This is a genomic window from Pedococcus sp. P2_D9, assembly GCF_056404275.1.
Genome location: NZ_JBFUEI010000001.1, coordinates 420,670 through 446,904, shown reverse-complemented (window position 1 = coordinate 446,904; position 26,235 = coordinate 420,670). Strand labels below are relative to the sequence as shown.

The following is a 26,235-nucleotide window of genomic DNA, read 5'->3' as shown; positions in this document are numbered from 1 at the left end:
CCCACCACCATCCACCGAGGAGCATCATGAGCGAGCTGGAGTACCCCCAGGACCTGCGTTACACGGCCGAGCACGAGTGGGTGCGGTCGGGCGACGACGGGACGGTGCGGATCGGGATCACCTCGTTCGCGCAGGACTCCTTGGGTGACGTCGTCTATGTCAGCCTCCCCACGGTGGGTGACACGGTGGCCGCGGGAGACGCGTGCGGCGAGGTCGAGTCGACCAAGTCGGTCAGCGATCTGTACGCGCCGCTCGCCGGCGAGGTGACGGCAGTCAACGCCTCCCTCGACGCCACCCCAGAGCTGGTCAACAGCGACCCCTATGGTGAGGGCTGGATGTACGAGCTGCGCCCGTCGGACGACGCAGCCGTCGCAGCCCTGCTCGACCCAGCGGCATACCAGGCCCTCCTCTGACCCGGGGGGGCGCCCGATCACACATTTCGCTGCAGACGACACCGGCGTCCCTTAGGGTTTGTGCTTTGCTAGAGGGGGCGGACAGAACCACCACGAGGAGTGCGGACCTGATGAACGGCACCGAGAACGACGACCAGACGTCGCGCCCGCACGAGCCGACGACGATGCGGTTGCCCGGCATCCACGACCTCGAGCAGGTCGACACCAGCGCCGAGATCGAGATCGCCCTCAGCAAGGCCGACCAGGCCACGGTGGACGCGCTGCGCCCCGGCACCGCGCTGCTGGTGGTTCTTCGTGGCCCCAACACCGGCGCCCGGTTCCTCCTCGACGACGACGAGGTGAACTCGGGGCGCCACCCCGACAGCGACATCTTCCTCGACGACGTGACGGTGTCGCGCAAGCACGCGAACTTCCGGCGTGAGGGCAACACCTTCGTGGTCCGCGACGTCGGCTCGCTCAACGGCACCTACGTCAACCGCGAGCGGATCGACGAAGCCACCCTGCAGACGGGCGACGAGGTCCAGATCGGCAAGTTCCGTCTCGTCTTCTATGCCGGCAAGGCCTGACCGAGCCTTCCAGAGAAGGAACACAGGCTCCTGGTGAGTGCTCGCACGACGCGACAGACCATGACCATCGGTGCGGTCCTGGCTGCCCTCAAGCAGGACTTTCCCGATGTCACGATCTCCAAGATCCGCTTCCTCGAGGCAGAGGGGCTGGTCACGCCGGCTCGCACCGGGTCGGGCTACCGCACCTACACGGTGGAGGACCTCGACCGGCTGCGCTACATCCTCACCGCCCAGCGCGACCACTTCTGGCCGCTTAAGGTGATCGCCGCGGCGCTGGATGCCCTGGACCGTGGTCTGACACCCGAGCGCACAGACACCGGTATGCCGCGGCCCACCGTCCCGGCGCCGAGCGCGGACCCTGAGGTGCCGAGCGCGGAAGCGCTCACGTCGGTCGGGTCGTTGCGACTCACCCGGGCCGAGCTGGCGACGTCCTCGGGGCTGGATGCCGACACGGTCGACGCGCTCGAGAACTACGGCCTCCTGCACGCTGACGCGCAGGGGCACTTCGGTGATGCGGCACTCGCGGTCGCTCACGCGGCTGCCGAGCTGGCGGCCTACGGGCTCGAACCTCGCCATCTGAGGCCGTTCCGCACCGCGGCCGACCGCGAGATCGGTCTGGTCCAGCAGGTCGTGACGCCCCACCGTTCGGCGTCGACGAAGGGGACGCACGGTGGCCCCGCGACCGATCCGACCGGCGACGTCCTGCGCCTGTGCATCGCCTTGCACACGGCACTCGTGAGGGACGGGCTCCAGCGCGGCTGAACCGGGTTAAGGTGGAACGGTGAAGGTGCTCGAGGTCCTCGGCGTCCGGGTGGAGATGCCCACCAACCACCCCATCGTGCTGCTGCGCGAGCGTGATGGCGACCGCTACCTGCCCATCTGGATCGGTGCGGCGGAGGCCACGGCGATCGCGTACGCGCAACAGGGCATCGAGCCGCCCCGCCCGCTGACCCACGACCTGATGAAGAACGTCATCGAGGGGCTGGGCCACCGGCTCACCGAGGTGCGCATCGTCGAGCTCCGTGACGGGGTCTTCCACGCAGCCCTGATCCTCGACGGAACCACCGAGATCTCCTCGCGCTCGTCCGACGCCATCGCCCTGGCGCTGCGCACCGGCACCCAGATCGTCGCGGGGGAGTCGCTGCTCGAGGAGGCAGGCGTCGCGATGTCCGGCGAGGAGGACAAGGACGACGAGGTCGAGAAGTTCCGGGAGTTCCTGGACCACGTCTCGGCCGAAGACTTCGAGACCAAACCGGATGAAACCGGGACAACCGGCTAGGTACAAACGTCGTTCTTGTGCTCGCAACCATGACCCTCAACTGAACATCGAGAGTAGCCGTGCGGCCGCGACACGCCGAAGCACGAAGGTCGAGTGGTTGTTGACCTTTGGTTCCGCGCGGCCGTACCTTCGGCACAGACCCGTAATGCGATCGGTGTAACTACACCGCCTCGACATTGCCCGCAGCGGTATCCAGTAGAAGTTTTCAGGAGGTGAGCGCTGTGAACCCGAGCAACGAGGCTCAGCACGGCCACACGAGCGTGCCGGCTTCGGCACAGGGGCTGTTGTTCACGGACGACCTTCCTGAGCTGAGCGACGACATCGGCTACCGCGGTCCGACCGCGTGCAAGGCAGCCGGCATCACCTACCGCCAGCTCGACTACTGGGCCCGCACCGGCTTGGTCGAGCCGTCCGTCCGTGGCGCCACCGGCTCCGGCACGCAGCGGCTCTACGGCTTCCGCGACATCCTCGTCCTCAAGGTCGTCAAGCGCCTGCTCGACACCGGGGTGTCGCTCCAGCAGATCCGCGTGGCGATCAACCACCTGCGCGAACGCGGTGTGGAGGACCTGGCCCAGATCACCTTGATGAGTGACGGCGCCTCGGTCTACGAGTGCACGTCCGCCGACGAGGTCATCGACCTCGTCCAGGGCGGTCAGGGAGTCTTCGGCATCGCCGTCGGCCGCGTCTGGCGCGAGGTCGAGGGAGAGCTCGCCGCCCTGCCCAGCGAGCGCACCGACGACGAGGTGCCCGCCGACCACCCCGGCGACGAGCTGCGCGAGCGCCGCGCGGCCCGCTTGGCCTGACTCGCCCGAACGTCCTTCAGTGCCGCCGTTCCCTCGGGAGCGGCGGCAGTGTTGTAGATTGGCTGCGCTGAACATCCCGCGCGGGAGAGTCCCCGCGTGCACCCTCACGGGTCGCACGGCGGGGCGCCGAAGGGGCAAACTCCCCGGAACCTCTCAGGCGCCAGGACCGCGTGGGACAGGCACCTCTGGAGCGGCGTCCGCGCCGTGACAGAAGGGGAGGCGATCCGAGCACCCCGAGCTTCAGGAGCCTCATGTCCGCCCAGTTCACCACCGACCTGCCCGAGTTCGCCGGGCGCCACATCGGCCCGTCCGATGCCGATGTCGACGCCATGCTCGCGGCTGTCCGGCACAGTTCCCTCGATGCCCTGGTCGACCACGCCCTGCCTGGCGCGATCCGCACCGATGGCCCGCTCCGCGTGGAGCCAGCGGCGTCCGAGGCGGCCGTCGTCGATGAGCTCCGCGCCCTGGCTCGGCGCAACCAGGTGATGACCTCGATGATCGGGCTCGGCTACTACGGGACGATCACCCCGGCCGTCATCCAGCGCAACGTCCTGGAGAACCCCGCCTGGTACACCGCCTACACGCCGTACCAGCCCGAGATCTCCCAGGGCAGGCTCGAGGCGTTGCTGAACTTCCAGACGGTCGTCAGCGACCTCACCGGCCTGACCACGTCCGGGGCATCGCTGCTCGACGAGGGGACCGCGGCGGCCGAGGCCATGACGCTGATGCGTCGCTCCAGCAAGGTCGCCGCCGATGCCGTTCTCGTCGTCGACCGGCACGTCTTCCCCCAGACGCTCGCGGTGATGCAGACCCGGGCGAAGCCGCTCGGCCTCCACGTCGTCGTGGCCGACCTCGACGCGGTGGACAGCGCCGACGCGCTGCGCGCGGCAGCCGGCGACCGCGCCGTCTTCGGCGTCCTCGTGCAGTACCCCGGGGCCGACGGCGAGCTGCGCGACTGGCGCGCGCTGGCCTCCGCCGCCCACGACGCCGGTGCGCTCGTGACCGCCGCTGCGGACCTGCTCGCGCTCACCCTGGCCACGGCGCCGGGGGAGTGGGGCGCCGACGTCGCCGTCGGCACCAGCCAGCGTTTCGGAGTGCCCATGGGCTTCGGCGGTCCCCACGCGGGCTACATGAGCGTGCGAGCGGGCCTGGAGCGGTCCCTGCCCGGCCGCCTCGTCGGCGTGAGCGTCGACACCGAGGGGGCACCGGCATACCGGCTGGCCCTCCAGACGCGCGAGCAGCACATTCGCCGCGAGAAGGCGACCTCCAACATCTGCACCGCCCAGGTACTCCTGGCCGTGATGGCCTCGATGTATGCCGTGTACCACGGGCCCGCAGGTCTCGCCGCGATCGCACGGCGAGTCCACGGCCACGCCGAGACCCTGGCCGCCGGGCTGGCGACTGCGGGCATCGACGTGGTGACCGCGAACTTCTTCGACACGATCACCGTGTCGGTGCCCGGCCGAGCCGACGAGGTGCTCAGCGAAGCGGCCCAGCGTGGGGTCAACGTCTGGCGCGTCGACGACGACCACGTGTCGGTCAGCATGGACGAGACCACCGACCTGCGCGACCTCGAGGCCGTCTGGAGCGCGTTCGGCGTTCCCGGACCGAACGAGGTCACCATCGCCGAGCTCTCGTGGCCCGATCACCTGGTCCGGACGAGTGACTACCTCACACACCCGGTCTTCAGCAGCCACCACAGCGAGACCTCCATGCTGCGCTACCTGCGCCGACTGTCCGATCGTGACTTCGCGCTGGACCGCGGCATGATCCCGCTGGGCTCGTGCACGATGAAGCTCAACGCGACCACCGAGATGGTCGCCGTGACGTGGCCCGAGTTCGCGCACCTCCACCCGTTCGCACCGGCTCACCAGACCGAGGGGATCCGCGACCTGATCGCCGAGCTGTCCGACTGGCTCTGCGAGATCACCGGCTACGACGCGGTGTCGCTGCAGCCCAACGCGGGTTCGCAGGGCGAGTTCGCGGGGCTCCTGGCCATCCACGCCTACCACGAGGCGAACGGTCAGTCGCAGCGCGACATCTGCCTGATCCCCGCCAGCGCCCATGGCACCAACGCCGCCAGTGCGGTGATGGCAGGCATGAAGGTCGTGGTCGTCAAGACTGCCGCCGGCGGTGACATCGACATGGACGACCTGCGGACCAAGGTCGACCAGCACCGCGATGACCTCGCGGCCATCATGGTGACCTACCCGTCGACGCACGGCGTCTTCGAGGACACCATCACGGACTTGTGCGCTCTCGTGCACGACGCGGGTGGTCAGGTCTACGTCGACGGGGCGAACCTCAACGCGCTGGTGGGGCTGGCCCGACCCGGCAAGTTCGGCGCCGACGTCTCGCACCTGAACCTGCACAAGACGTTCTGCATCCCCCACGGTGGTGGCGGCCCGGGCGTCGGTCCGGTGGCGGTCCGCGCCCACCTGGCGCCGCACCTGCCCAACCACCCGCTGGCGGCCGAGGCCGGACCGGAGACGGGGGTCGGCCCGATCTCTGCCGCGCCCTACGGCTCGGCGAGCATCCTGCCCATCTCGTGGGCCTACGTGCGCCTCATGGGCGGTGCGGGTCTGACCCGCGCCACGCAGGTGGCCGTGCTCAACGCCAACTACATTGCCGCCCGGCTTCGCGAGCACTACCCGGTGCTCTACTCCGGCCACGACGGCGTCGTCGCCCACGAGTGCATCCTCGACCTGCGCGACCTCACCAAGCGCAGCGGGGTCAGCGTGGACGATGTGGCCAAGCGGCTCATCGACTACGGCTTCCACGCACCGACGATGTCCTTCCCCGTGGCAGGGACCCTGATGGTCGAGCCGACCGAGAGCGAGGACCGCTACGAGATCGACCGCTTCTGTGACGCGATGATCGCGATCCGTCACGAGATCGCCGAGGTCGAGTCCGGTGAGGTGGCCGTCGTCGACAGCATGCTGCGCAACGCTCCGCACACCGCCAAGGCCCTGGCTGGCAAGTGGGAGTACCCGTATGAGCGCTCCGCCGCAGCGTTCCCGGTAGGCGTGGAGGCAGCCGACAAGTACTGGCCTCCGGTGGCTCGGATCGACGGTGCCTACGGGGACCGCAACCTGGTCTGCAGCTGCCCTCCGCCCGAGGCGTTCGAGAGCTGAGAGGCATTCGAGAGCCGAGCGACCTGAGCCTGGCTCGCTAGGCCGCGGGCGCGGCCTCGTCGGTGGTGGTCACCTGCACCGACGAGCCGCGCTCGGTCTTGCGCACCACGATCTGGCTGGGAATGCGGGTGCGCAGCTCGGCGACATGGCTCACGACCCCCACGGCACGGCCGCCCTCGCGAAGGTCGTCGAGCACCGACATGACCTGCTCGAGGCTCTCGTCGTCGAGGGTGCCGAAACCCTCGTCGACGAAGAGGGTCTGCAGGTCGAACCCGCCGGACTCCTCGCGGACGGCGTCGGCCAGTCCCAGCGCCAGCGCCAACGACGCCATGAACGACTCACCGCCCGACAGCGACGAGGTGTCGCGCGCCTGCCCGGTCCACAGGTCGAGCACCTCGAGCCCGAGGCCGCTGCGTGCGCCACGGGCCGCCAGGTGGTCCGTGTGCCGCAGCTGGTAGCGGCCCTCTCCCATGCCGGACAACCGCTCGTTGGCGAGGGTGGCGACCTTTTCCAGCCGGGCGGCCAGCACGAACGCCGACAACCGCATCCGGAGAGCGTTGTTGGGGCTGGTGCCTGCCACGGTGTCGGCGAGCTCCCGAAGCACGTGGTGCCGTGACTCGGCCTCCGTGATCTGGGCACAGCGACGTGTGAGGCTGCCGCGGACGCGGTCCAGACCGGCCAGCGTGCGCCGCACCAACGTGTCAGCCGCCACCGCAGCGGTGTAGGCCGTGTGTGCCGCGTCGCGTGCTGCTGCCAGCGAGGCCACATCGGGAACCGGCGCCTCCAGCGCGCTCAGGACGCCCGGCTCGTCGAGCGTGGTGCGCGCCACCAGGGCGGCCTCGACGTGCGCCGCCACCGCCACTCGCAAACGCGCCACCTCGGCGGCCGGGAGCAGTCCGACTCGTGCCTGGGCGGCATCGGAGAATCCCGCGGCGCGGAACGAATCGCCCGTCACTTCAACGACATCCTCGTGGTCGCGAGTCGCTCGGGACAGTTCGCGAAGGCTGGCTGCGTGGGCCGTTGCGGCTTCGACCGCAGCCTCGTGGTGCGTGGTGGTCGCCTCCAACCGGTCCGGGTCAGCCAGGGTCGCGATGAGGTCCTGGTCTGCCGGACCCGGCTCGGCGCACGGGCACGAGTCGCTGTGGGCCGCCACGGCGCTCACCAGCGCCAAGTGCTCCGTCGCCAGCTCGGTGTCGAGCGCGTCGATGCGAGAGGCGGCCGCGGCCGCTTCTGCCCGCAGGCCGGCCAGCTGAGCCGTCAAGGTCTCGACGGCCGCATTGACCGACTCCACGGTCGCCCTCGCGTGGTCAAGCGTCGCGGCCGAGCTGGTCAGCTCGGCGAGGACCTGCCTGGCGTCGACGAGGGCAGCGGCCAGGGCATCCTGGTCACGATCCTCGTCGCCGAGCTGCTCGCGCAGCTGGGCGGCGGTGGCCGCGAGGCCGGCGGCCATGCGCTCCGCGGCGCCGAGCCGCGCTGCTGATGACTGCCAGGCGTCCTCTGCCGCCGCGACGTCCTCGGCGCTGACGAGGTCGCCCGAGGGCGCTGGAGACGGGTGGTCGGGCGATCCACAGACCGGGCACGGCTGGGCCTGCTCGAGCCGGCTGGCCAGCTCGCCCGCCATCGCGTCGAGCCTGGCCTGGCGGCGGTCCTGGTAGACGTCGCGCAGGTCCTGGGTGAGGGTTCGCTGGATGCCGATCGCAGATTCGGCTTCGACCTGCTGGTGGATCGTCGCATCTAGCGCCGTACGGGCTTTGAGGAGGGTGGACCCGTGGGCCACCCGCGCCGTGGCTGCCTCGACCTTGGCCGCGCTCTGCTGGGCCGTCTCCAGCGCCTCGGTCGCCTGAGCTGCCCGCTCCTGGTGGGCTGACAGCGCCGTGGTGGACCGCTCGACTCCCTGCTCGGCTGACCACAGCGTCTTCGCGAGCCGCTCGCGGGTTGCCTCGCGCGCCTTCAGCGAGGTGTGTACCCGCGCTGCGGTGGCGAGGGCGTCGCGAGCGGCGTCGAGACGGTCGACGAGGAGGTCGACGGCTGTCTGCGCGCGTCCTGTCAGTGCCCAGCGCGCAACACCCGGCTCCGTGGAGGTCGCGAGGTCCCGTGCCGACTGCAGGGCCGTCGTGACCCGCCCCAGTGCCTTGAGATCACCCTCGACGGAAGCCGCTCGCTCGCCGAGCTCGAGGCGGGCGATTCTCGCGTCGTGGGCGTCGTGCTCGGCCTCGAGTGCCGCCAAGGCGGACCGCGCGGCCAACCCGCGCCGCCGCCGCGCCGCCGTCTCGCTGGCGGTGGCGTGTGCAGTCGTCGCGGCCGCGTCGGAGAGCCGGGTGGCGTCGACGGCCGCCAGCCGCGCCGTCGACCCGGCATCGAGGGACTTCCTGGCTGCCTCGAGCGCCGACGGGAGCTCGGTGAGCGGCAGGTCGGACCAGTTGCGCGAGCCGCCATCGACCGCCGGAGCATCGGCGAGCACGTCGGCCAGCACGGCGAGATCCGAGTTCAGCGCGGAGCGGTGCTCGGCGACGAGCGTGGCGGACTCCTTGCGCTGCGCGGCGAACCACTCCTCGATGCCGGCGAAGGCCGACACGTCGAACAGCCGCTGGAGCAGCTCGCGGCGCTCCTCAGGCGTGGCACGCAGGAACGCGGCAAAGTCGCCCTGCGGCAGCAGGACGACCTTGCTGAACTGCTCGAGCCCCATGCCGAGCACGTCCTTGACGACGTCGGCGATTTCGTCGTGCCGGGTGCTGAGGGCCACCCACTGACCGCCGCGGCGCTCCCAGAGAACGGCCTTGGCCTGGACCTTGGTCTCGCCACGGCCACGCGACTTGGGCCGGTGGAACTCGGGTGAGCGCTCGATCTTGAGGCGCCGCCCGGTGGCGGTGAACTCCAGGGTGACCGAGGGAACCGTGCCGCGTTCGGCGTGGTCGCTGTGCAGCTGCTTCTTGGAGCGCGCCCCGGGGACGTCGGCATAGAGCGCGAACGCGACCGCGTCCAGCAGGCTGGTCTTCCCAGCGCCGGTGGCGCCCCGGATGAGGAACAAGCCCCCCGCGGAGACGGCGTCGAGATCCACCTCCACCGTGCCGGCGAACGGCCCGAAGGCCGTGACCTCGAGGCGATGCAGCCTCACGCCGCCCCCTCTCGCGCTGATGGCAAGCGCAGCGGCAGCTGCCCCTCGTCCTTGTGACCGGCACGACCGACGCGGACCGCCTCGACAGCCGACGCGAGCACGGCCTGCTCGTCCTGGGTGGGGCCGTGGCCGCCGCGGACGTGGGTCAGGAAGGAGCAGCAGACGTCGAGGTCGGACTCGGCCATGGTCCGCTGGGCATAGCTGCGCACCGACACGGGAGCGCCCTGCGGATCGAACTGCAGGACGAGCGTGTGGGGAAACCGTCGCCGGAGCTGCTCCATCGCACCCAACGGACGAACCGGGTCGGTCAGGGTGACCTGGCACCAGGCGCGCTCGGCGGCCGTGTGCGCTGGATCGGTGAGCAGGCTGTCGATGTCACCGCGCAGGACGGCCAGCGAACGTTCGACGGGCGCGTCCACCGCCTCGACCTGGACTCCCGACTCGCCGACGTCGACCAACCAGTAACCCTTGGTCTGGGTGGCCTCGCTGAAGGACAGCGCCACGGGGGACCCGCTGTAGCGCACCCTGTCGCCGACCTGCTGTCGCCCGTGCAGGTGGCCGAGGGCGACGTAGTCGGTGCCGGCAAAGGTCCTCGGGTGCACCGCGGACACACCACCCACGGAGATGTCACGTTCGGAGTCACTGGTCGCCCCGCCGGTCACGAACGCGTGCGCCATGACTACCGAGCGCCCGCCCCGCAGGGCCCGGTCGGCCTCCACCCTGGCCATCGCGGCCCGCAGCACGCCTGCGTGCGATCGCTCACCGGCGCCCAACGGCTCTGCCGCCACGGCGGGCTCGAGGTAGGGCACGGGGTAGACAGCGACGTCGCCGACGACGACGGGCACGCCGATCGACTGCGCCGCGGTGCGGATGTGCAGCCCGGAGCGCGCCAGCAGGTCGCTGGCGAACCCCAACCGGATGGCCGAGTCGTGGTTGCCGCTGGACAGGACCACCGCGGACCCGGCGTCGATCAACCGGGTGACCGCCTGCGAGAGCAGGTCCACGGTGTCGGGCGAGGGCAGGGCGCGGTCGTAGACGTCGCCGGACACCAGCACTGCGTCGATCCCCTCGGCGCGGACCGTCTCCACCAGGTGGTCGACGAAGCTGGCCTGGGCGCCGAGCAGCCCCACCTGGTGGAACGAACGCCCCAGGTGCCAGTCGGAGGTGTGGAGGAACCGCACACCTGCAGGCTAGGAGTGCGCACCGACAGCCGTTGGCAGGCGCGCCCTGCACGTGGTTAGGTCATCACAGAGTTAGCTCATCACCGAGTTAGGTCTGACAGCGTCAGGTCATCAGGGCGTTGGGTCCTCCCCGCTCGGGGAGGACATCCCAGCTGCCACACCCAGGAGGTGCCGTGGGCGAAGAGGTCAACGCGCAGAGCTACACGCGCGAGCAGCGCCAGCGTTATCGCGAGAAGGTGCGCCAGAACCTCGACGTCTTCGAACGGATGCTGGCGACCAGCCAGTTCGAGTTCGACCGGCCGATGACCGGGATGGAGATAGAGCTCAACCTCGTCGACGACGCATACCAGCCGAAGTTCGCCAACGCTGAGGTGCTCGAGGCGATCGCCGATCCCGGATACCAGACCGAGCTCGCGCAGTACAACATCGAGCTCAACGTCCCGCCACGTCCGCTGCCGGGCGACTCGGCCATCGAGCTCGAGGACGAGATGCGGGCCTCGCTCAACGCGGCCAGCGCCGCGGCGGAGAAGCGTGGTGCCCACATCGTCGCCGTCGGGATCCTGCCAACGATCATGCCCGAGCACTTCGAGGGTGACTGGATCAGCGCCAACAACCGCTACACCGCGCTCAACGACTCGATCTTCTACGCCCGCGGCGAGGACATCTACCTCGACATCGAGGGCCCGACGGGGGAGCGGATAGCCACCTACTGCGACTCGATCGCCCCCGAGTCGGCCTGCACGAGCGTGCAGCTGCACCTGCAGGTCGCGCCGCAGGACTTCGCCGGACACTGGAACGCCGCCCAGGCCCTCGTCGCGCCCCAGATCGCGCTGGCCGCCAACTCGCCCTACTTCTTCGGCAAGCGGCTGCACGCCGAGACTCGCATCGAGCTGTTCAGCCAGGCCACCGACACGCGCAGCATCGAGCTGAAGAACCAGGCAGTCCGTCCCCGGGTCTTCTTCGGCGAGCGGTGGATCACCTCGATCTTCGACCTCTTCGAGGAGAACGTCCGCTACTTCCCGGCCCTCCTGGCGGAGGTCAGCGACGAGGACCCGGTGGCCAAGCTCGCGGCCGGCGAGGCGCCCAACCTGGCCGAGCTGCGGCTGCACAACGGCACCGTCTACCGCTGGAACCGGCCGATCTACGACGTCGTCAACGGCACCCCGCACCTCCGTGTCGAGAACCGCGTCCTGCCGGCCGGCCCCACGCTGGTCGACGTCCTGGCCAACGCCGCCTTCTACTACGGCGTCATCCGCAAGCTCGCCTCCGACGACCGGCCGATCTGGAGCAAGATGAGCTTCGCCGCCGCGGAGCAGAACTTCCACAACGCGGCTCGCGACGGCATCGAGTCACGGCTCTACTGGCCGGGTTTCGGAGAGGTGCGCGCCGAGGAGCTGGTGCTGCGCCACCTGTTGCCGATGGCGCACGAGGGGCTCGCGGACTGGGGCGTCTCCGAGGCGGTGCGCGACCGCTACCTCTCGGTCATCGAGGGCCGCTGCAAGACGAGCACCAACGGCGCCACCTGGCAGACCGATGCCGTCGAGCGCTTCGAGCGAGCGGGAATGGACCGCCAGACGGCCCTGGCCGAGATGCTGCGCCTCTACGCCAAGCACATGCACAGCAACGAGCCGGTGCACACCTGGCCGTTGCCCTGACCATCGGCCCGACCATCGGCCTGCCCACGGCAGGGGTCCGGAGCCCATCGGTGAGGTATGCCGCGGGGCCAGCCTCGCGGCATACCCGCGCCTCGGGGGCCAGGGCCTCGGCTGTCGTGCCGGGACGCTAGGGTGGTGTCTGAGACCTTGACGCCCTTGACGCACCGGGAGGCACCGGATGGCACCACGCACCCGCACCACGACAGAGGTGGACGCGCTCACTGAGGCGGTGCGCACCAGGATCGAGCTGCGGGCCGCCGAGCTCGCGGCCCAGGGACGCCGCCTCGACCTCGGGGACGTCGAGGACCTGGCCGACCGGATGCTCGCGGCCCTGCCCACCGTGCATCCGCTCGACCAGCCCCTGGGCCCGTTCTACGACACCGCCGGGCTGGTGGCTTGGCTGGGCATCTCGCGCCAGGCCCTGTTCGACAGGATCCGGCGGGGGACGGTGCTCGCCTGCCGCACCGTCGACGGTCACCTCCTCTATCCCTCGCTGCAGTTCGGGCGCAACGGAGCCGTCCGCCCCGGGATCCAGGACGCGGTGGGTGCCTTCAGCCGCAGGGGAGCGGACGGCTGGTCGATCGGCGCGTGGCTCACGACACCGTCAGCAGTCTTCGACGGGCACAGCGCGGTCGACTACCTCGTCGTGCACCGGTCCTCACCGACGGCCGTGTCCAGAGTGGCTTCGGCCGCGGTCGCCGACGCGTCCCAGTGGGCCGCGTGACATCACGCGAGCGCCCCGCGCAAGGACCGCCCCCGGCGGCCTTGGCCGGCTTCCCGGCCCACCGCGTGGACACCGACACCGACCTGTTCCGTGCCCACGGCGTGGACCTGGGGCCGTGGTGGTTCGGCAACGACGGCAGCGGGCGGTTCGACCTGTCCCCACCGCGCGGCACGTGCTACGTCGCCCTCGACCCTCTCAGCGCCCTCCGCGAACGCCTGGGCCCTGTCCTGGGTGGCTCACAGGCGGTGCCCGAGGGCCTGCTGGAGGCGTCCGTCGTGTCGCGGTTGCGGCTCACGGCGGCCCGCGAGGTTGCCGATGTGCAGGATGGTCGAGCAGCGCCGTTCGGCGTCACCCGCGAGCTGGAGTCGATGGTTCCGTATGCCGTGCCACAGGCTTGGGCGCGCGCCTTGGACGAGGCGGGTAGTGGGGGAGTGAAGTACGGGCCGCGCTTCACCCCCGGCGACTCCAGTGCCGTTGCCCTCTTCGACGCCGCCGGGGCGGCGGACTGGCCGGTCGACCCCGACCCCCTTCCGGCGCAACAGGTTCCCGGGGCGCCGACGTCGTTGCCGACTCCGCGACGTGCTGACCTCACCGTCGTGCGGCCACCGCGGACTCGCACCACGCGCGACTGACCCGGCGCCGGTCGTCAACCGTCGTCAAGGCCGTCGCTGCCGTCTGTGCGGTGGGTGCCGTCCGTGTCGTCAGTGGCCGGCGACGGCCGGGCCGTGGTTCCAGACCCGGATGGCGGGCTGCTCGCGGTCGAACTGCAGCACGCTGACCGAACCGGCGTCGAGCAGGAGCTGAGCGCCGAGCCGCGGCTCCTGGCGCAGGAAGACGCTGGCCAGCACCCGCAGGCAGTGGCCGTGCCCGACCAGGGCCACGTCGCCCTCCGCCATCGCGGCCATGGCGCGCTTGACGACGCGTGAGGCGCGGGCGGCGACCTCCTCCACGGTCTCGCCAGGGGTGTCCCCAGTCGGCACGCCGTCGCGGAACACGGTCCAGTCGTAGCCGAGCTGCTCGCGGATCTGGGCCGTCGTCAGCCCTTCGTAGCCGCCGTAGTCCCATTCGAGCAGGTCGTCGTCCACCTCGGGCGTCAGACCGGCGAGCTCGGCGGTGCGCCGCGCTCGTTGCAACGAGGAGCTGAGCGCCAGCACGAAGTCGTAGTCGGCGACGAGGAGGCCCGACTGCCTGGCCAGCTCCTCGCCGTGCGACGTGAGCGGGATGTCGGTCCGGCCGGTGTGCCGCCCGGACTTCGACCACTCGGTCTCACCGTGCCGCAGGAGGACGAGGCGGCCGGCCGGTGGCGCTGGCGCAGAGGTCACGGAGCAAGCATGACAGAGTGGGCGCATGCGCCTGAGGTACCGGTTGCTCAACGTCTTCGCCCTTGCCTCCGACCCGTTCTCGGGCAACCCCCTGTGCGTCTTCGAGGACGGCTCGGGTCTGTCGGAGGACCAGCTGCAGGGCCTGGCCCGACAGTTCAACCTGTCCGAGACGACCTTCCTGGTCCCACCGCGGGATGGGGCTGACGCAGGGGTGCGCATCTTCACGACGACGTTCGAGATGCCGTTCGCCGGACACCCGACCCTTGGAACCGCCCACGTTGCCCGAGACCTCCACGGACTCGGCGACCAGCTCGGTCTGTCCATGCCGGCAGGGGTCATCCCGGTGGAGGCCGACGGTGACCGCTGGACACTGACCGCGAACACCGGCCGGGTCGAGGCCGAGCTCGCCATCGAGGACCTTGCGCAGGCCATCGGACTCGGGGCGGCTGACCTCGTCGGACCGGTGCAGCAGGTGAGTGTCGGGACGTCCCAGGTCATCGCCCAGGCCACCTCGGTCGACGCCGTGCGCCGGGCACGAGTCCGGCCCGAGCTGCTAGCCCGGTATGCCGGGATGGGCGCCAAGGGTGGCGAGACCCTCGTCTACGTGTGGTCGGCGGCGGGGGAGGGGCAGATCGAGGCGCGAGCCCTGATCAGCGACGGCGACGCCGTCTCGGAGGATCCCGCCACGGGCTCGGCCTGCTCCAACCTCGGCGCGTGGTTCGTGGGTCAGGGTCGATCGGGTCGGTGGTCGGTGAGCCAGGGCGCCCAGGTCGGGCGGCCGTCGCTCCTCGAGCTGACCGTGGATGACAACGGCACGGTCCGGGTGGGCGGGCTGGTGCGTCCGGTGGGCTCCGGAGAGGTCGAGCTCTGATGCCCGGCTACGTCGTGTTCCTGCGGGCGGTGAACGTCGGCAAGCGACAGCTGAAAATGGCGGACGCCCGGAAAGTACTGTCCGACAACGGTTTCGGCGACGTCGAGACCTACATCCAGACCGGCAACGTCTTCGTCACGACCCCGATGCGAAGCGTCCCGAAGGTCGAGGCCGAGGTCGGTCGGCTCCTCGGTGAGTCCGCGGGCTTCGACATCGTCGCGATCGCCAGGAAGGCCGCGGAGCTGCCGGTGCTCGTGCAGGCGGTCGACGGCATACCCGATCAGCTGCCGCACGAGGCCAGCCGGTATGTCAGCTTCTGCGTTACGGCGCCCACCGCTGCCGCGACCACGGAGCTGCAGGCGTGGGAGGTCGAGGGAGAGCGCGCCACCGTCATCGGCAAGGATGTCCTCCTGGAGTTGTCCGTGCCGTTCAACGAGTTGAAGCTGACCGGCGCCCGCATCGAGAAGATCCTCGGGATCCCGGGCACGGCCCGGAACCTGACCGTCGTCCGCGCCCTGGCGCAGAAATGGGGAACCTGAATGGCCGAAGAGACTGGTGGCACCGGACTGGGACATCGCTCGGTGAGCATGGAACGGGTCTCCAAGGGTGTCTTCGAGGTGACCAACGTGCGCGGCGGCACGATGCGCATCGGGGGAGGGGACAACGCCGACTTCACGCCCGTCGAGCTGCTGCTCACCGCCATTGCCGGGTGCAGCGCCGTGGACGTCGACTTCATCACCGTCAAGCGGGCCGAGCCCGAGGGCTTCACCGTCACGGCCGAGGGCGACAAGCTCCGGGACGACAACGGCAACCACCTGGGCGACATCAAGGTCCGCTTCTCGGTGACCTTTCCCGAGGGGGAGGCGGGTGACAGCGCGCGCGACATGCTGCCCAAGGCGATTGCCATGTCGCACGACCGGTTGTGCACGGTGAGTCGCACCGTCGTGATCGGCACGCCGATCGACAGCGGAGTCGCAGAGGGCTAAGGACGTCCTGGGACGTCGTAGCGCAGGAAGACCACGCCGTCCCGGAAGGTGTGCTGCTCGGCCAGGACCAGCTCCGCGCGGTGCTGTCGAGGCAGGGCCGGGGTGCCACCGCCGACCGAGACCGGATGTAGGTACAGCGCGACTTCGTCGACGAGACCGGCCCTGAGGGCTTCGGCCGCCAGGGTGGGCCGCCCGATGCTGAGGTCCGCGGCAGCCGTCGCCTTGCGGTGCCGGACCGCCTCTGCATCGAACTCGGCGACCAGCTCGGTGCGCGGGGTGTCGACCCCGGCGAGGGACCGTGAGTGGACGACCTTGTCTGCGGCCTGCCAGATCCGCCGGTAGTCGGCGGAGGCCGGCGAGGCGTCGTCGGCGTCGTGGTCCGCGGTTGCCCAGTACCTCATCACGTCCCACATCCGACGGCCGTAGAGGTAGGTCCCGACCGGCCGCTCACGCTCGTTGATGAAGGAGTGCACCTCCTCGCTCGGGGCGGCCCAGTCGAAGCTGCCCGAGACGTCGACGACGTATCCGTCGAGCGAGGAGATGGCCGTGTAACGCAGGCGGGCCATGGCCGACGCTCAGGCGAGGCCGTCGCGCGCCGCCGTGAAGGCCGACACGCACGCACGCACGTCGTCCTCCGAGTGCCCGGCGGACAGCTGCACGCGGATGCGCGCCTTGCCCTGCGGGACCACGGGGTAGGAGAAGGCGATCACGTAGACGCCCTGCTCGAGCATGGCGTCGGCAACCTGCGCGGCCAGCCGGGCGCCGTCCTCACCCGGGAACATCACGGGCGTGATCGGGTGCTCGCCGGGCAGGAGGGTGAACCCTGCCTCGGTCATCAGGGCGCGGAACAGCTCGGTGTTGGAGCGCAGCCGGGCGCGCGCCTCCTGGGAGCCCGCCGCGATCTCCAGCGCCTTGAGCGAGCCCGCGGCAACGCTCGGGGCCACCGCGTTGGAGAAGAGGTAGGGCCGCGAACGCTGGCGCAGCAGGTCGACGATCTCCTGGTGCGCACTGACGTAGCCGCCGGAGGCGCCTCCGAGGGCCTTGCCCAGCGTCCCGGTGACGATGTCGACGCGGTCCATCACGCCGAACCGCTCCGGGGTGCCCCGACCGCCGTCGCCGACGAACCCGACCGCGTGGCTGTCGTCGACCAGGACCATGGCACCGAACTCGTCGGCGAGGTCGCAGATCTGGTCGAGCGGGGCGAGGAACCCGTCCATGGAGAAGACGCCGTCGGTGACGATGACGGTGCGCCGCGCGCCCCCTTCGGCGGCGGCCTCGAGCTGCGTGCGCAGGTCGGTCATGTCGGCGTTCTTGTAGCGGAACCGCTTGGCCTTGGACAGGCGAATGCCGTCGATGATCGAGGCGTGGTTCAGCTCGTCGGAGACGATCGCGTCCTGCGCCCCGAAGAGCACCTCGAACACTCCGCCGTTGGCGTCGAAGCAGGACGAGTAGAGGATGGTGTCCTCCATCTGGAGGAAGTCCGAGATCGCCCGCTCCAGGTGCTTGTGCAGCTCCTGCGTGCCGCAGATGAACCGCACGCTGGCCATGCCGAATCCCCAGTCCTGCAACGCTTTTGCGGCTGCAGCCTCAACATCGGGGTGGTCGGCCAGGCCCAGGTAGTTGTTCGCGCAGAAGTTGAGCGCTGCCGACCGCAGCCCGTCTGCTCGGGCTGTCGTGATGTGGGCGGACTGCGGCGAGCTCAGCTCGCGCTCGTGCTTGTACAGCCCGGCGTCAGCGATCTCCCGCAACGTCGTGGCCAGCTCGTCCTTCACGGTGCCGTACATCCGGTCAGCTCCAATCCATGATGACCTTGCCGCACTGACCCGAACGGGCCGCGGCGAAGGCGTCCTGCCACTGTTCGGCAGGGAGGCGGTGGGTGATCACCGAGGCGATCCGGTCGCGCAGCACCGGTGAGTTGCCGAGCATCGAGCTCATGGCGTACCAGGTGTCGTACATCTCGCGCCCGTAGATCCCCTTGATGGTGATCATGTGGGTGATGACCCGGCCCCAGTCGATGGGGAAGGGATCCTTGGGCAGGCCGAGCATCGCCACGCGGCCGCCGTGGTTCATGTGCGCCAGCATGTCCTCGACGGCACTCGGCACTCCGGACATCTCGAGACCGATGTCGAAGCCCTCCTTCATGCCCAGCGACCTCATGGCCTCGCCCAGGTCGGAGGTGCGGACGTTGACGACGAGGTCGGCTCCGGCGTTCTTGGCCAGGTCCAGCCGGTAGTCGCTCAGGTCGGTGACGACGACGTGTCGGGCTCCCACGTGGCGCGCCAGCGCGGCAGCCATCACGCCGATCGGTCCTGCGCCCGTGATGACGACGTCCTCCCCGGCCATGGGGAACGACAGCGCCGTGTGGGTGGCGTTGCCCAGGGGGTCGAACACCGCACCCAGGTCGGGGTCGAGGTCATCGGGCTGGACCCACACGTTCGGGGCCGGGATCACCACGAAGTCGGCGAAGGCCCCGTCGCGGTTCACGCCGATTCCCTTGGTGTGGATGCACATGTGGCGCCGCCCAGCCCGACAGTTGCGACAGGTCCCGCAGACGATGTGTCCCTCGCCGGAAGCACGCTGCCCGACCCTCACCGAGTCGACGTCCTCACCGACCTCGACGACCTCGCCGTAGAACTCGTGTCCGATGGTCATCGGCGCTGTGACGGTGGATGCCGCCCAGTCGTCCCACTGCTCGAGGTGCAGGTCGGTGCCGCACAGACCCGCCCGCTGGACGCGGATCTTCACGTCCGTGGGTCCGGGCTGTGGTTCCGGCACGTCCTTGAGCTCGAGTCCGGGGCCGGCATGGGTCTTCACGAGTGCTCGCACGCCGAACAACATAGTCGGCTGGCGGAAAGGGGAGGTATGCCGCGTGGCTGCGCCGCGTGCGCGCAGGCGCTACCACGCGGCATACAGTCACCCCATGGCCCGCTATCTCGACGTCCACCCCGTTGACCCGCAGCCACGGGCGATCGGGCAGGCGGTGGCGCTGATCCGGGACGGAGGGCTGGTGGCCTACCCGACGGACTCGGGCTACGCACTCGGGTGCGCCCTGGGCAACCAGGAGGGCAAGGAGCGGATCGTGCGGATCCGGCACCTCGACGACAAGCACCACTTCACCTTGGTGTGCGCCGACTTCGCCCAGCTCGGGCAGCTGGTGCACATCGACAACCGGGTGTTCCGCGCCATCAAGGCCGCGACCCCCGGGCCTTACACGTTCATCCTCCCGGCCACGAAGGAAGTGCCACGGAGGCTGCTGCACCCCAAGAAGAAGACGGTCGGCGTGAGGATCCCGGACAACCGCGTCGTTCAGGCGCTCCTGGCCGAGCTGGGGGAGCCGATGCTGTCGAGCACGCTGATCCTGCCCGAGGAGACGGCGCCGATGACCGAGGGCTGGCTGGTCAAGGAGGAGCTCGACCTCCAGGTCGACGCGGTGATCGACGCGGGGGAGTGTGGCACCGACCCGACGACGGTGATCGACTACTCCGACGGGACCCCCGAGGTGACCCGCGTGGGCGCGGGAGACCCGACGCCGTTCGAGTAGACAGATGTTCGAACGGGGGAGTGCGAGAGGGGTGCTCGCCCCCTACATCTCCTCGTGGGTGTCCGGGTCGCCGCCGAACAGGCGTCCGTCCTCGCGGCCGAGGGCGGTGATCGCAGCCATCTCGGCCTGCGTGAGCTCGAAGCCGAAGACGTCGAGGTTCTGTCGCTGTCGTTCAGGCGTGGCGGACTTGGGCAGGGGTAGCGACCCCAGCTGGACGTGCCAGCGCAGGATCACCTGACCCGGGGCGACCCCGTGCGCAGCTGCCGCATCGGCCACCGGCGGCGCGTCGAAGGGCGCCTGCCGCTTGCCCATCGGGCTCCACGCCTGGGTGCGGATCCCCAGCTCCTCGTGGAGGGTGCGCATCTGTTGCTGGGGGAAGTACGGGTGCAGCTCGATCTGGTTCACCGCCGGCGTCACGCCGGTCTCGTCGATGATCCGGCGCAGGTGCTGCGCCGTGAAGTTGCTGACGCCGACGGTGCGGACCAGGCCCTCGCGTCGGGCGTCGACCAGCGCCTCCCAGGCCTGCGGATACAGGTCCTGGCTGGGGTTCGGCCAGTGGATGAGGGCCACGTCGAGCCGGTCGACACCCAGTCGGTCCGCAGAGTCCCGAAGCGACTCCAGCGCCAGGGACTTCGCGTGGAAGCGGCCGGGGATCTTGGTGGCGATGGCGACGTCCTCACGGGGGACTCCCGATCGACGCAGGGCCTCGCCGACTTCTTCCTCGTTGCCGTAGTTGACCGCCGTGTCGAGCAGTCGGTAACCGGCTTCGAGGGCGCTGACCATCGCGTCGATGCCATCGGCGCCCTTGAGCGGATAGGTGCCGAAGCCGATGGCCGGCAACGACGTGCCGTCGTTGAGGGAGTAGGTGGTGTCGCCGGCGGTCGGTGTGTCAGTGCCCATGGCACCACCGTAGGGGTGGCTTCCAGAATCCCTAGATTGACATAATGTCGATTATCGGCGTTTATCCTTCACACTGGACCAGCCGATCAAGGTGCTCGATGGAGCCCGTGGAACGCACCGCTGGACAACACAGTGGAAGAGAGCAACCGCTCCCTTCCACTCCCAACGTATAGCGCACCCCGGGGCTTGCAGCAAGGCCCGGGTCGTGCCGCAGAATCGTCGGCCGATGACTACAACCAGCGCCTTCGACCTGCCCGTCCATCTGACCGCCAAGGCTGACCCGAGCCTGATCGCCGGCGACGAGCAGCACTTCGCTGCCATCGCCGAGAGCCTCGAACAGGCGATCGAAGACCTCTCACACCGGCTGGAGGTCGCTCGCAGGGCGCCGGGCCGGTTGGGTCAGGAGGCCCTGGAACGTGACGTGGAGGTCCGCAGGCTGAGTGCCCGGCTCCGCGCCCTGCGCCGGTTCGGGCTGGACCTGTGCCTCGGACACATCGTCCTCAGGGACGACCCCGTGCCCGTCTACGTCGGACGACTCGGCCTCACGGACACGGACGGCCGTCGGCTGCTGCTCGACTGGCGCTCCCCGGCGGCCGAGCCGTTCTTCGGAGCGACCCACGCCGACCCGATGGGCCTGGACAGCCGGCGCAGGTATCGCTGGAGCCGTGGTCGGGTCAGCGACTACTGGGACGAGGTGTTCACCTCGGACGGGTATGCCGGGCACGCCGCCTCCCTCGACGACCAGTCCGCGTTCATCGCCAGCCTGGGGACCAACAGGTCAGCCCGGATGCGGGACGTGCTCGGCACGATCCAGTCCGACCAGGACGCCATCATCCGCGCGGGGTCCCGCCGGCCGCTCGTCGTGGACGGTGGTCCCGGGACGGGCAAGACGGTCGTCGCCCTGCACCGGACGGCATACCTGCTCTATTCGGACCCACGACTCGGGCACCGCCGCGGAGGCGTGCTGTTCGTGGGACCGCACCAGCCCTACCTTGCCTATGTCTCGGACGTGCTCCCGAGTCTCGGCGAGGAAGGAGTGCAGACGTGCACCGTCCGCGACCTCGTCCCCGGAGGCGCAACTGCCCCGACGGAGAGCGACCCGATCGTGGCCGCCCTCAAGTCGTCGGCAGAACTCGTGACGGCCATCGAGACCGCCGTCCGGTTCTACGAGGAGCCACCCACGACGGGGATGACGGTCACCACCCCGTGGTCCGACGTCTGGGTGCGGGCCGACGACTGGGCAACCGCGTTCGACGCCCCCGACCCCGGTACTCCGCACAACGAGGCGCGCGACCAGATCCTCGACGAGCTGCGGACGATCCTGACGGACCGACTGGTCGACGACCCCGAAGGTGATCCTGACGACGGCGAGATCTCCCCCGAGCGGCTCCGCAGGTCGCTGCAGCAGAACCGGGAGCTGTTGACGGTCCTCAACAGTGCGTGGCCCCTGATCGAGCCAGCCGACCTCGTCGGTGACCTCTGGACGGTGCCTGCCTACCTGCGGATGTGCGCTCCCTGGCTGGGCACGGAGGACATCCGGGCACTCCAGCGTGCCGATGCCCAGGCCTGGACGGTCTCCGACCTGCCTCTGCTGGACGCCGCCCGTCAGCGGCTCGGCGACCCGGACGCCTCCCGCCGCAAACGCCGGCACGACGCCGCTGTGACCGCCGAGCGCGAACGCATGGCCAGGGTCGTCGACGACCTGATCGCCACGGACGACTCGGAGATGCACGTGATGTCGATGCTGCGTGGCGAGGACCTCCAGGCAGCGATGCTCGACGAGGAGGCCCTCCCCCACGCCGACTCCGACCAGCTCGCCGGCCCGTTCGCGCACATCGTCGTCGACGAAGCCCAGGAGCTCACTGACGCGGAGTGGCAGATGCTGCTGGCGAGGTGCCCGTCGAGGAGCTTCACGATCGTCGGGGACCGCGCCCAGGCCCGGCACGGGTTCACCGAGACGTGGCAGGAGCGACTCGAGCGGATCGGGCTCGACCGGGTCGACCTCGCCTCCCTGAGCGTCAACTACCGGACGCCGGTGGAGGTGATGGTCGAGGCCGAGCCGGTCATCCGAGCGGCGATCCCGGACGCGAACGTGCCCACCTCCATCCGCAGCACCGGCGTCCCTGTGGTCCACGGCGCGACGTCGGACCTGGACGCCACTCTCGACGCCTGGCTGGGCGAGCATGCCGAAGGGGTCGCCTGCGTCATCGGTCACCCGGCGTTCCGGGCGACCTCCCGCGTCCAGTCCTTGACCCCCGAGCTGTCCAAGGGGCTCGAGTTCGACCTGGTGGTCCTCGTCGACCCAGAGGAGTTCGGTACGGGCATCGAGGGAGCGGTCGACCGCTACGTTGCGATGACCCGAGCGACGGGGCAGCTCGTCATCCTCACGAGCTCCTGACATAGGCGGCCAGGTGCTCTCCCGTGAGGGTGGAACGGTCGGCGACGAGCTCGACCGGAGTGCCCTCGAACACGACCCGCCCACCGTCGTGGCCGGCACCCGGGCCGAGGTCGATGACCCAGTCTGCGTGCGCCATGACGGCCTGGTGGTGCTCGATGACGATGACCGACTTGCCCGAGTCGACCAGCCGGTCGAGCAGCCCGAGCAGGTTTGCCACGTCGGCCAGGTGCAGGCCGGTGGTCGGCTCGTCGAGGACGTAGACGTCGCCCTTCTCGGCCATCTGCGTGGCCAGCTTGACCCGCTGCCGCTCGCCGCCGGACAGGGTGGTCAGGGGCTGGCCGAGGGTGAGGTACCCGAGCCCGACGTCCACGAGCCGGTCGAGGACCTTGTGGGCGGCAGGGGTCTTCGCCTCGCCGTCGCCGAAGAACGCCTCCGCCTCGGTGACCGACATCGCCAAGACCTCGGCGATGTTGCGACCTCCCAGCGTGTACTCCAGCACGGACGCCTGGAAGCGTTTCCCCTCGCACTCCTCGCAGGTGGACTCGACGGTCGCCATGACACCCAGCTCGGTGAAGATCACGCCCGCGCCGTTGCAGGAGGGGCAGGCGCCCTCGGAGTTCGAGCTGAACAGGGCCGGCTTGACGCCGTTGGCCTTGGCGAACGCCTTGCGTATCGGCTCGAGCAGTCCGGTGTAGGTGGCCGGGTTGCTGCGGCGCGAGCCCTTGATCGCACCCTGGTCGACGACCACGACGCCGTCGCGACCGGCGACCGAGCCGTGGATCAGTGAGCTCTTGCCCGACCCTGCGACGCCCGTGACGACGCAGAGGACGCCGAGCGGTACGTCGACGTCCACGTCCTGGAGGTTGTGCGTCGACGCACCACGGACCTCGAGCGCGCCGGCCGAGGGACGGACCGACTCCTTCAGGGCAGCGCGGTCGTCGAGGTGGCGGCCGGTGATGGTGTCACTGCGCCGCAGTCCTTCCACGCTCCCCTCGAAGCAGACGCTGCCGCCCTCGGTGCCGGCGCCGGGACCGAGGTCGACGACGTGGTCGGCGATGGCGATGGTCTCGGGCTTGTGCTCCACCACGAGCACCGTGTTGCCCTTGTCGCGGAGCTGGAGCAGTAGCTGGTTCATCCGCTCGATGTCGTGGGGGTGCAGCCCGATCGTCGGCTCGTCGAAGACGTACGTGACGTCGGTGAGGGACGACCCGAGATGCCGGATCATCTTGGTGCGCTGGGCCTCTCCCCCGGACAGGGTGCCTGCCGGCCGGTCCAGCGACAGATACCCCAACCCGATCTCGGCGAACGAGTCGAGGAGGTGTTGCAGCCCGGTGAGCAGCGGCGCGACCGACGGCTCCTCGAGCGCGCGGATCCACTCGGCGAGGTCGCTGATCTGCATCTCGCACAGCTCGGCGATGTTCTTGCCCGCGACCTTGGAGGACCTTGCCTCAGGGGTCAGCCGGGTGCCGTCGCACTCGGGGCAGGTCTGGAACGTGATCGCGCGCTCGACGAAGGCACGGATGTGCGGCTGCATCGCGTCGACGTCCTTGGAGAGCATCGACTTCTGGATCTTGGGGATGAGGCCCTCGTAGGTGAGGTTGATGCCTTCGACCTTGATCTTGGTCGGCTCCTTGTAGAGCAGGTCGTGCATCTCCTTCTTCGTGAACTTCGCGATCGGCTTGTCCATGTCGAAGCCGGCTCCGGCGAAGATCCGGCCGTACCAGCCGTCCATGCTGAAGCCCGGAACCGTCAGCGCGCCCCCGCTCAGTGACTTGCTCTCGTCGTACAACGCCGTGAGGTCGAAGTCGGAGACCGCGCCCATGCCTTCACAACGTGGGCACATCCCTCCCAGGTAGACGACGTCGCGGACCACGTTCTTCTCGACGCGACCCGAGGCCTTCTCCGTGCTCATGACCCCACTCGCCTTGCGCGTCGGGACGTTGAACGAGAAGGCAGTCGGCGGCCCGACGTGCGGGTGTCCGAGGCGGCTGAACAGGATCCTGAGCATGGCGTTGGCATCGGTGGCCGTGCCGACCGTGGAGCGGGGGTTCGCACCCATCCGCTCCTGGTCCACGATGATGGCCGTCGTCAGCCCCTCGAGCAGGTCGACCTCGGGGCGGGCCAGGCTCGGCATGAACCCCTGCACGAAGGCGCTGTAGGTCTCGTTGATCATCCGCTGCGACTCCGCGGCGATGGTCGCGAACACCAGCGAGCTCTTGCCCGAGCCCGACACGCCCGTGAAGACCGTCAACCGGCGCTTGGGGAGCTCGACGTTGACGTCCTTCAGGTTGTTCTCCCGCGCGCCCAGCACGCTGATCGTGTCGTGGCTGTCGGCGGCGTGGACCGCTTGCACCTGGCTGTCCTTCGGTGTGGCCATGCTCGGTCGTGTCTCCGTCCGTGAGGCGATGCGCGGGGTGTGCTGCCGAGTTGGCGTGCAGCAACGGTGCGGTGCGGTTCAGCCCTGCTGGATGCGCAGGAGGTTGCCGGCGGGGTCGCGGACGGCGCAGTCGCGCACGCCGTACGGCTGTTCGGTCGGCTCCTGCACGATGTCGGCACCGCTGGCCGCCACCCGCTCGAACGTGGCGTCGAGGTCGGCGGTGGCGAGGAGCATCGTGGCGTAGGTGCCCTTGGCCATCATCTCGACAATGGTGCGACGTTCCTCGTCGGTGATGCCCGGGTCGACTGCCGGCGGGTGCAGCACGATGGACGTGCCGGGTTGGTCGACGGGGCCGACCGTGATCCACCGCAACCCGTTGTAGCCGACATCGCCCCGGACCTCGAAGCCGAGGGTGTCGCGGTAGAAGGACAGTGCGGCGTCCGGGTCGTCCTGTGGCAGGAAGCTCGCGTGAATGGTGATGTCCATGAGGTTCAGGCTAGTTGCGCCTCGGTGGCCCGCGCTTCTCGATTCCTGATCGGTCTGGTCACCTGCTTCGTCACGCACGACGGCATCTCCGGCGTCGGCGTTGCCATCCGCTGCCGGTAGGTGCTCGGTGGGACGCCGACCAGCTCGGTGAACCGGGTGCTGAAGGTGCCCAGCGACGAACACCCCACCGCGAAACAGACCTCGGTGACGCTGAGCTCCCCGCGACGCAACAGCGCCATGGCGCGCTCGATGCGCCGGGTCATGACGTAGCTGTACGGAGACTCACCGTAGGCCTGCTTGAACTCACGGCTCAGGTGCCCGGCCGACATGTGGGCGCCACGGGCCAGCGCCTCGACGTCCAGCGGCAGGGCGTACTCGCGGTCGATCCTGTCGCGGACCCGGCGCAGCCGTGCGAGGTCACGCAGGTGCTGCTCGGCGGCGGGAGTGCTGGTCACCTCGAAAGCGTGCCACGTGGCGCGCGCCC

The 26,235-nt window shown here is 69.8% G+C and carries 24 protein-coding genes and 1 riboswitch; of the genes, 14 read left to right on the top strand and 10 right to left on the bottom strand.

Annotated features, from left to right (window positions below; translation table 11 throughout):
• Window positions 1-26: 26 nt before the first annotated feature.
• The 6 genes from gcvH to gcvP all read left to right on the top strand — a co-directional run bounded on the left by gcvH (window position 27) and on the right by gcvP (window position 6,195).
• Window positions 27-413, top strand: a complete 387-nt coding sequence (gene gcvH, locus AC1DXJ_RS02090) for a glycine cleavage system protein GcvH (protein ID WP_477612983.1) — start codon at window positions 27-29, stop codon at window positions 411-413.
• Between the two features lie 110 nt (window positions 414-523).
• Entirely contained in the window at window positions 524-979 is a 456-nt protein-coding gene (locus tag AC1DXJ_RS02085) for an FHA domain-containing protein (RefSeq protein WP_477612982.1), read from the top strand.
• A 33-nt stretch (window positions 980-1,012) separates the two neighbouring features.
• A complete protein-coding gene (ftsR, locus tag AC1DXJ_RS02080) occupies window positions 1,013-1,741 on the top strand; it encodes a transcriptional regulator FtsR (RefSeq protein WP_477636253.1) in 729 nt (242 codons plus the stop codon).
• A 19-nt stretch (window positions 1,742-1,760) separates the two neighbouring features.
• A complete protein-coding gene (locus AC1DXJ_RS02075; protein ID WP_477612980.1) occupies window positions 1,761-2,258 on the top strand; it encodes a bifunctional nuclease family protein in 498 nt (165 codons plus the stop codon).
• Between the two features lie 212 nt (window positions 2,259-2,470).
• Window positions 2,471-3,061 (top strand): MerR family transcriptional regulator, encoded by a 591-nt coding sequence (locus AC1DXJ_RS02070; protein WP_477612979.1) that lies wholly within the window; start codon window positions 2,471-2,473, stop codon window positions 3,059-3,061.
• A gap of 71 nt (window positions 3,062-3,132) precedes the next feature.
• Window positions 3,133-3,240: riboswitch (glycine riboswitch) on the top strand.
• 72 nt (window positions 3,241-3,312) lie between these two features.
• Complete coding sequence (gene gcvP, locus AC1DXJ_RS02065; RefSeq protein WP_477636252.1) at window positions 3,313-6,195, top strand: aminomethyl-transferring glycine dehydrogenase; 2,883 nt, start codon at window positions 3,313-3,315, stop codon at window positions 6,193-6,195.
• Between the two features lie 37 nt (window positions 6,196-6,232).
• Here the strand turns inward: gcvP and AC1DXJ_RS02060 are convergent, their stop codons facing one another.
• Together AC1DXJ_RS02060 and AC1DXJ_RS02055 are read right to left on the bottom strand one after the other, a co-directional pair.
• Window positions 6,233-9,310, bottom strand: coding sequence for an AAA family ATPase (locus tag AC1DXJ_RS02060; RefSeq protein ID WP_477636251.1), 3,078 nt, complete (start codon window positions 9,308-9,310; stop codon window positions 6,233-6,235).
• The gene (locus AC1DXJ_RS02055) at window positions 9,307-10,491 is read right to left on the bottom strand and encodes an exonuclease SbcCD subunit D (RefSeq protein ID WP_477636250.1); all 1,185 of its coding nucleotides are present in this window, start codon (window positions 10,489-10,491) and stop codon (window positions 9,307-9,309) included. Before AC1DXJ_RS02055 ends, AC1DXJ_RS02060 begins: the two co-directional genes overlap by 4 nt.
• Window positions 10,492-10,664: 173 nt before the next feature.
• On the opposite strand from AC1DXJ_RS02055, the gene AC1DXJ_RS02050 reads away from it, so the two are divergent.
• From AC1DXJ_RS02050 to AC1DXJ_RS02040, 3 genes are all read left to right on the top strand, one after another.
• On the top strand, window positions 10,665-12,146 hold the full coding sequence (locus AC1DXJ_RS02050; protein ID WP_477612975.1) for a glutamate-cysteine ligase family protein: 1,482 nt from the start codon (window positions 10,665-10,667) through the stop codon (window positions 12,144-12,146).
• A gap of 178 nt (window positions 12,147-12,324) precedes the next feature.
• Window positions 12,325-12,870: a hypothetical protein gene (locus tag AC1DXJ_RS02045; protein WP_477636249.1), complete on the top strand. Its 546-nt coding sequence runs from the start codon at window positions 12,325-12,327 to the stop codon at window positions 12,868-12,870.
• A complete protein-coding gene (locus AC1DXJ_RS02040) occupies window positions 12,867-13,502 on the top strand; it encodes an RES family NAD+ phosphorylase (protein ID WP_477636248.1) in 636 nt (211 codons plus the stop codon). Before AC1DXJ_RS02045 ends, AC1DXJ_RS02040 begins: the two co-directional genes overlap by 4 nt.
• A gap of 69 nt (window positions 13,503-13,571) precedes the next feature.
• Here AC1DXJ_RS02040 and AC1DXJ_RS02035 read toward each other — a convergent pair whose 3' ends face one another.
• A complete protein-coding gene (locus tag AC1DXJ_RS02035) occupies window positions 13,572-14,192 on the bottom strand; it encodes a histidine phosphatase family protein (RefSeq protein ID WP_477636247.1) in 621 nt (206 codons plus the stop codon).
• A gap of 25 nt (window positions 14,193-14,217) precedes the next feature.
• Here AC1DXJ_RS02035 and AC1DXJ_RS02030 point away from each other — a divergent pair, with 25 nt between their 5' ends.
• The 3 genes from AC1DXJ_RS02030 to AC1DXJ_RS02020 are packed head-to-tail and all read left to right on the top strand — an operon-like array spanning window position 14,218 to window position 16,049.
• Complete coding sequence (locus AC1DXJ_RS02030) at window positions 14,218-15,063, top strand: PhzF family phenazine biosynthesis protein (RefSeq protein ID WP_477623747.1); 846 nt, start codon at window positions 14,218-14,220, stop codon at window positions 15,061-15,063.
• Window positions 15,063-15,602 carry a DUF1697 domain-containing protein gene (locus AC1DXJ_RS02025; RefSeq protein WP_477612970.1) on the top strand — a complete coding sequence of 180 codons (540 nt, stop codon included), beginning with the start codon at window positions 15,063-15,065 and terminating at the stop codon, window positions 15,600-15,602. The genes AC1DXJ_RS02030 and AC1DXJ_RS02025 overlap by 1 nt, the downstream gene beginning before the upstream one ends.
• A complete protein-coding gene (locus AC1DXJ_RS02020; RefSeq protein WP_477612969.1) occupies window positions 15,603-16,049 on the top strand; it encodes an OsmC family protein in 447 nt (148 codons plus the stop codon).
• On the opposite strand, the gene AC1DXJ_RS02015 is transcribed toward AC1DXJ_RS02020, so the two are convergent.
• From AC1DXJ_RS02015 to tdh, 3 genes are read right to left on the bottom strand one after another with little or no spacing between them, the layout of a single operon-like run.
• Complete coding sequence (locus tag AC1DXJ_RS02015) at window positions 16,046-16,615, bottom strand: dihydrofolate reductase family protein (RefSeq protein WP_477636246.1); 570 nt, start codon at window positions 16,613-16,615, stop codon at window positions 16,046-16,048. The genes AC1DXJ_RS02020 and AC1DXJ_RS02015 overlap by 4 nt on opposite strands.
• Window positions 16,616-16,624: 9 nt before the next feature.
• The gene (locus tag AC1DXJ_RS02010) at window positions 16,625-17,833 is read right to left on the bottom strand and encodes a glycine C-acetyltransferase (protein ID WP_477636245.1); all 1,209 of its coding nucleotides are present in this window, start codon (window positions 17,831-17,833) and stop codon (window positions 16,625-16,627) included.
• A 4-nt stretch (window positions 17,834-17,837) separates the two neighbouring features.
• Window positions 17,838-18,875 (bottom strand): L-threonine 3-dehydrogenase, encoded by a 1,038-nt coding sequence (gene tdh, locus AC1DXJ_RS02005; protein ID WP_477612966.1) that lies wholly within the window; start codon window positions 18,873-18,875, stop codon window positions 17,838-17,840.
• A 94-nt stretch (window positions 18,876-18,969) separates the two neighbouring features.
• Between tdh and AC1DXJ_RS02000 the strand changes: the two genes are divergently transcribed.
• Window positions 18,970-19,590 carry an L-threonylcarbamoyladenylate synthase gene (locus AC1DXJ_RS02000; RefSeq protein ID WP_477612965.1) on the top strand — a complete coding sequence of 207 codons (621 nt, stop codon included), beginning with the start codon at window positions 18,970-18,972 and terminating at the stop codon, window positions 19,588-19,590.
• Window positions 19,591-19,632: 42 nt separating this feature from the next.
• Here AC1DXJ_RS02000 and AC1DXJ_RS01995 read toward each other — a convergent pair whose 3' ends face one another.
• A complete protein-coding gene (locus AC1DXJ_RS01995) occupies window positions 19,633-20,490 on the bottom strand; it encodes an aldo/keto reductase (protein WP_477612964.1) in 858 nt (285 codons plus the stop codon).
• Between the two features lie 226 nt (window positions 20,491-20,716).
• Here AC1DXJ_RS01995 and helR point away from each other — a divergent pair, with 226 nt between their 5' ends.
• On the top strand, window positions 20,717-22,888 hold the full coding sequence (gene helR / locus AC1DXJ_RS01990) for an RNA polymerase recycling motor ATPase HelR (protein ID WP_477636244.1): 2,172 nt from the start codon (window positions 20,717-20,719) through the stop codon (window positions 22,886-22,888).
• On the opposite strand, the gene AC1DXJ_RS01985 is transcribed toward helR, so the two are convergent.
• The 3 genes from AC1DXJ_RS01985 to AC1DXJ_RS01975 all read right to left on the bottom strand — a co-directional run bounded on the left by AC1DXJ_RS01985 (window position 22,875) and on the right by AC1DXJ_RS01975 (window position 26,206).
• A complete protein-coding gene (locus tag AC1DXJ_RS01985; RefSeq protein WP_477623753.1) occupies window positions 22,875-25,265 on the bottom strand; it encodes an ATP-binding cassette domain-containing protein in 2,391 nt (796 codons plus the stop codon). The two genes, helR and AC1DXJ_RS01985, sit on opposite strands and share 14 nt — an antisense overlap.
• Window positions 25,266-25,343: 78 nt before the next feature.
• Window positions 25,344-25,751, bottom strand: a complete 408-nt coding sequence (locus tag AC1DXJ_RS01980; protein ID WP_477612962.1) for a VOC family protein — start codon at window positions 25,749-25,751, stop codon at window positions 25,344-25,346.
• Between the two features lie 5 nt (window positions 25,752-25,756).
• On the bottom strand, window positions 25,757-26,206 hold the full coding sequence (locus AC1DXJ_RS01975; protein WP_477612961.1) for a helix-turn-helix transcriptional regulator: 450 nt from the start codon (window positions 26,204-26,206) through the stop codon (window positions 25,757-25,759).
• Between the last annotated feature and the right edge of the window lie 29 nt (window positions 26,207-26,235).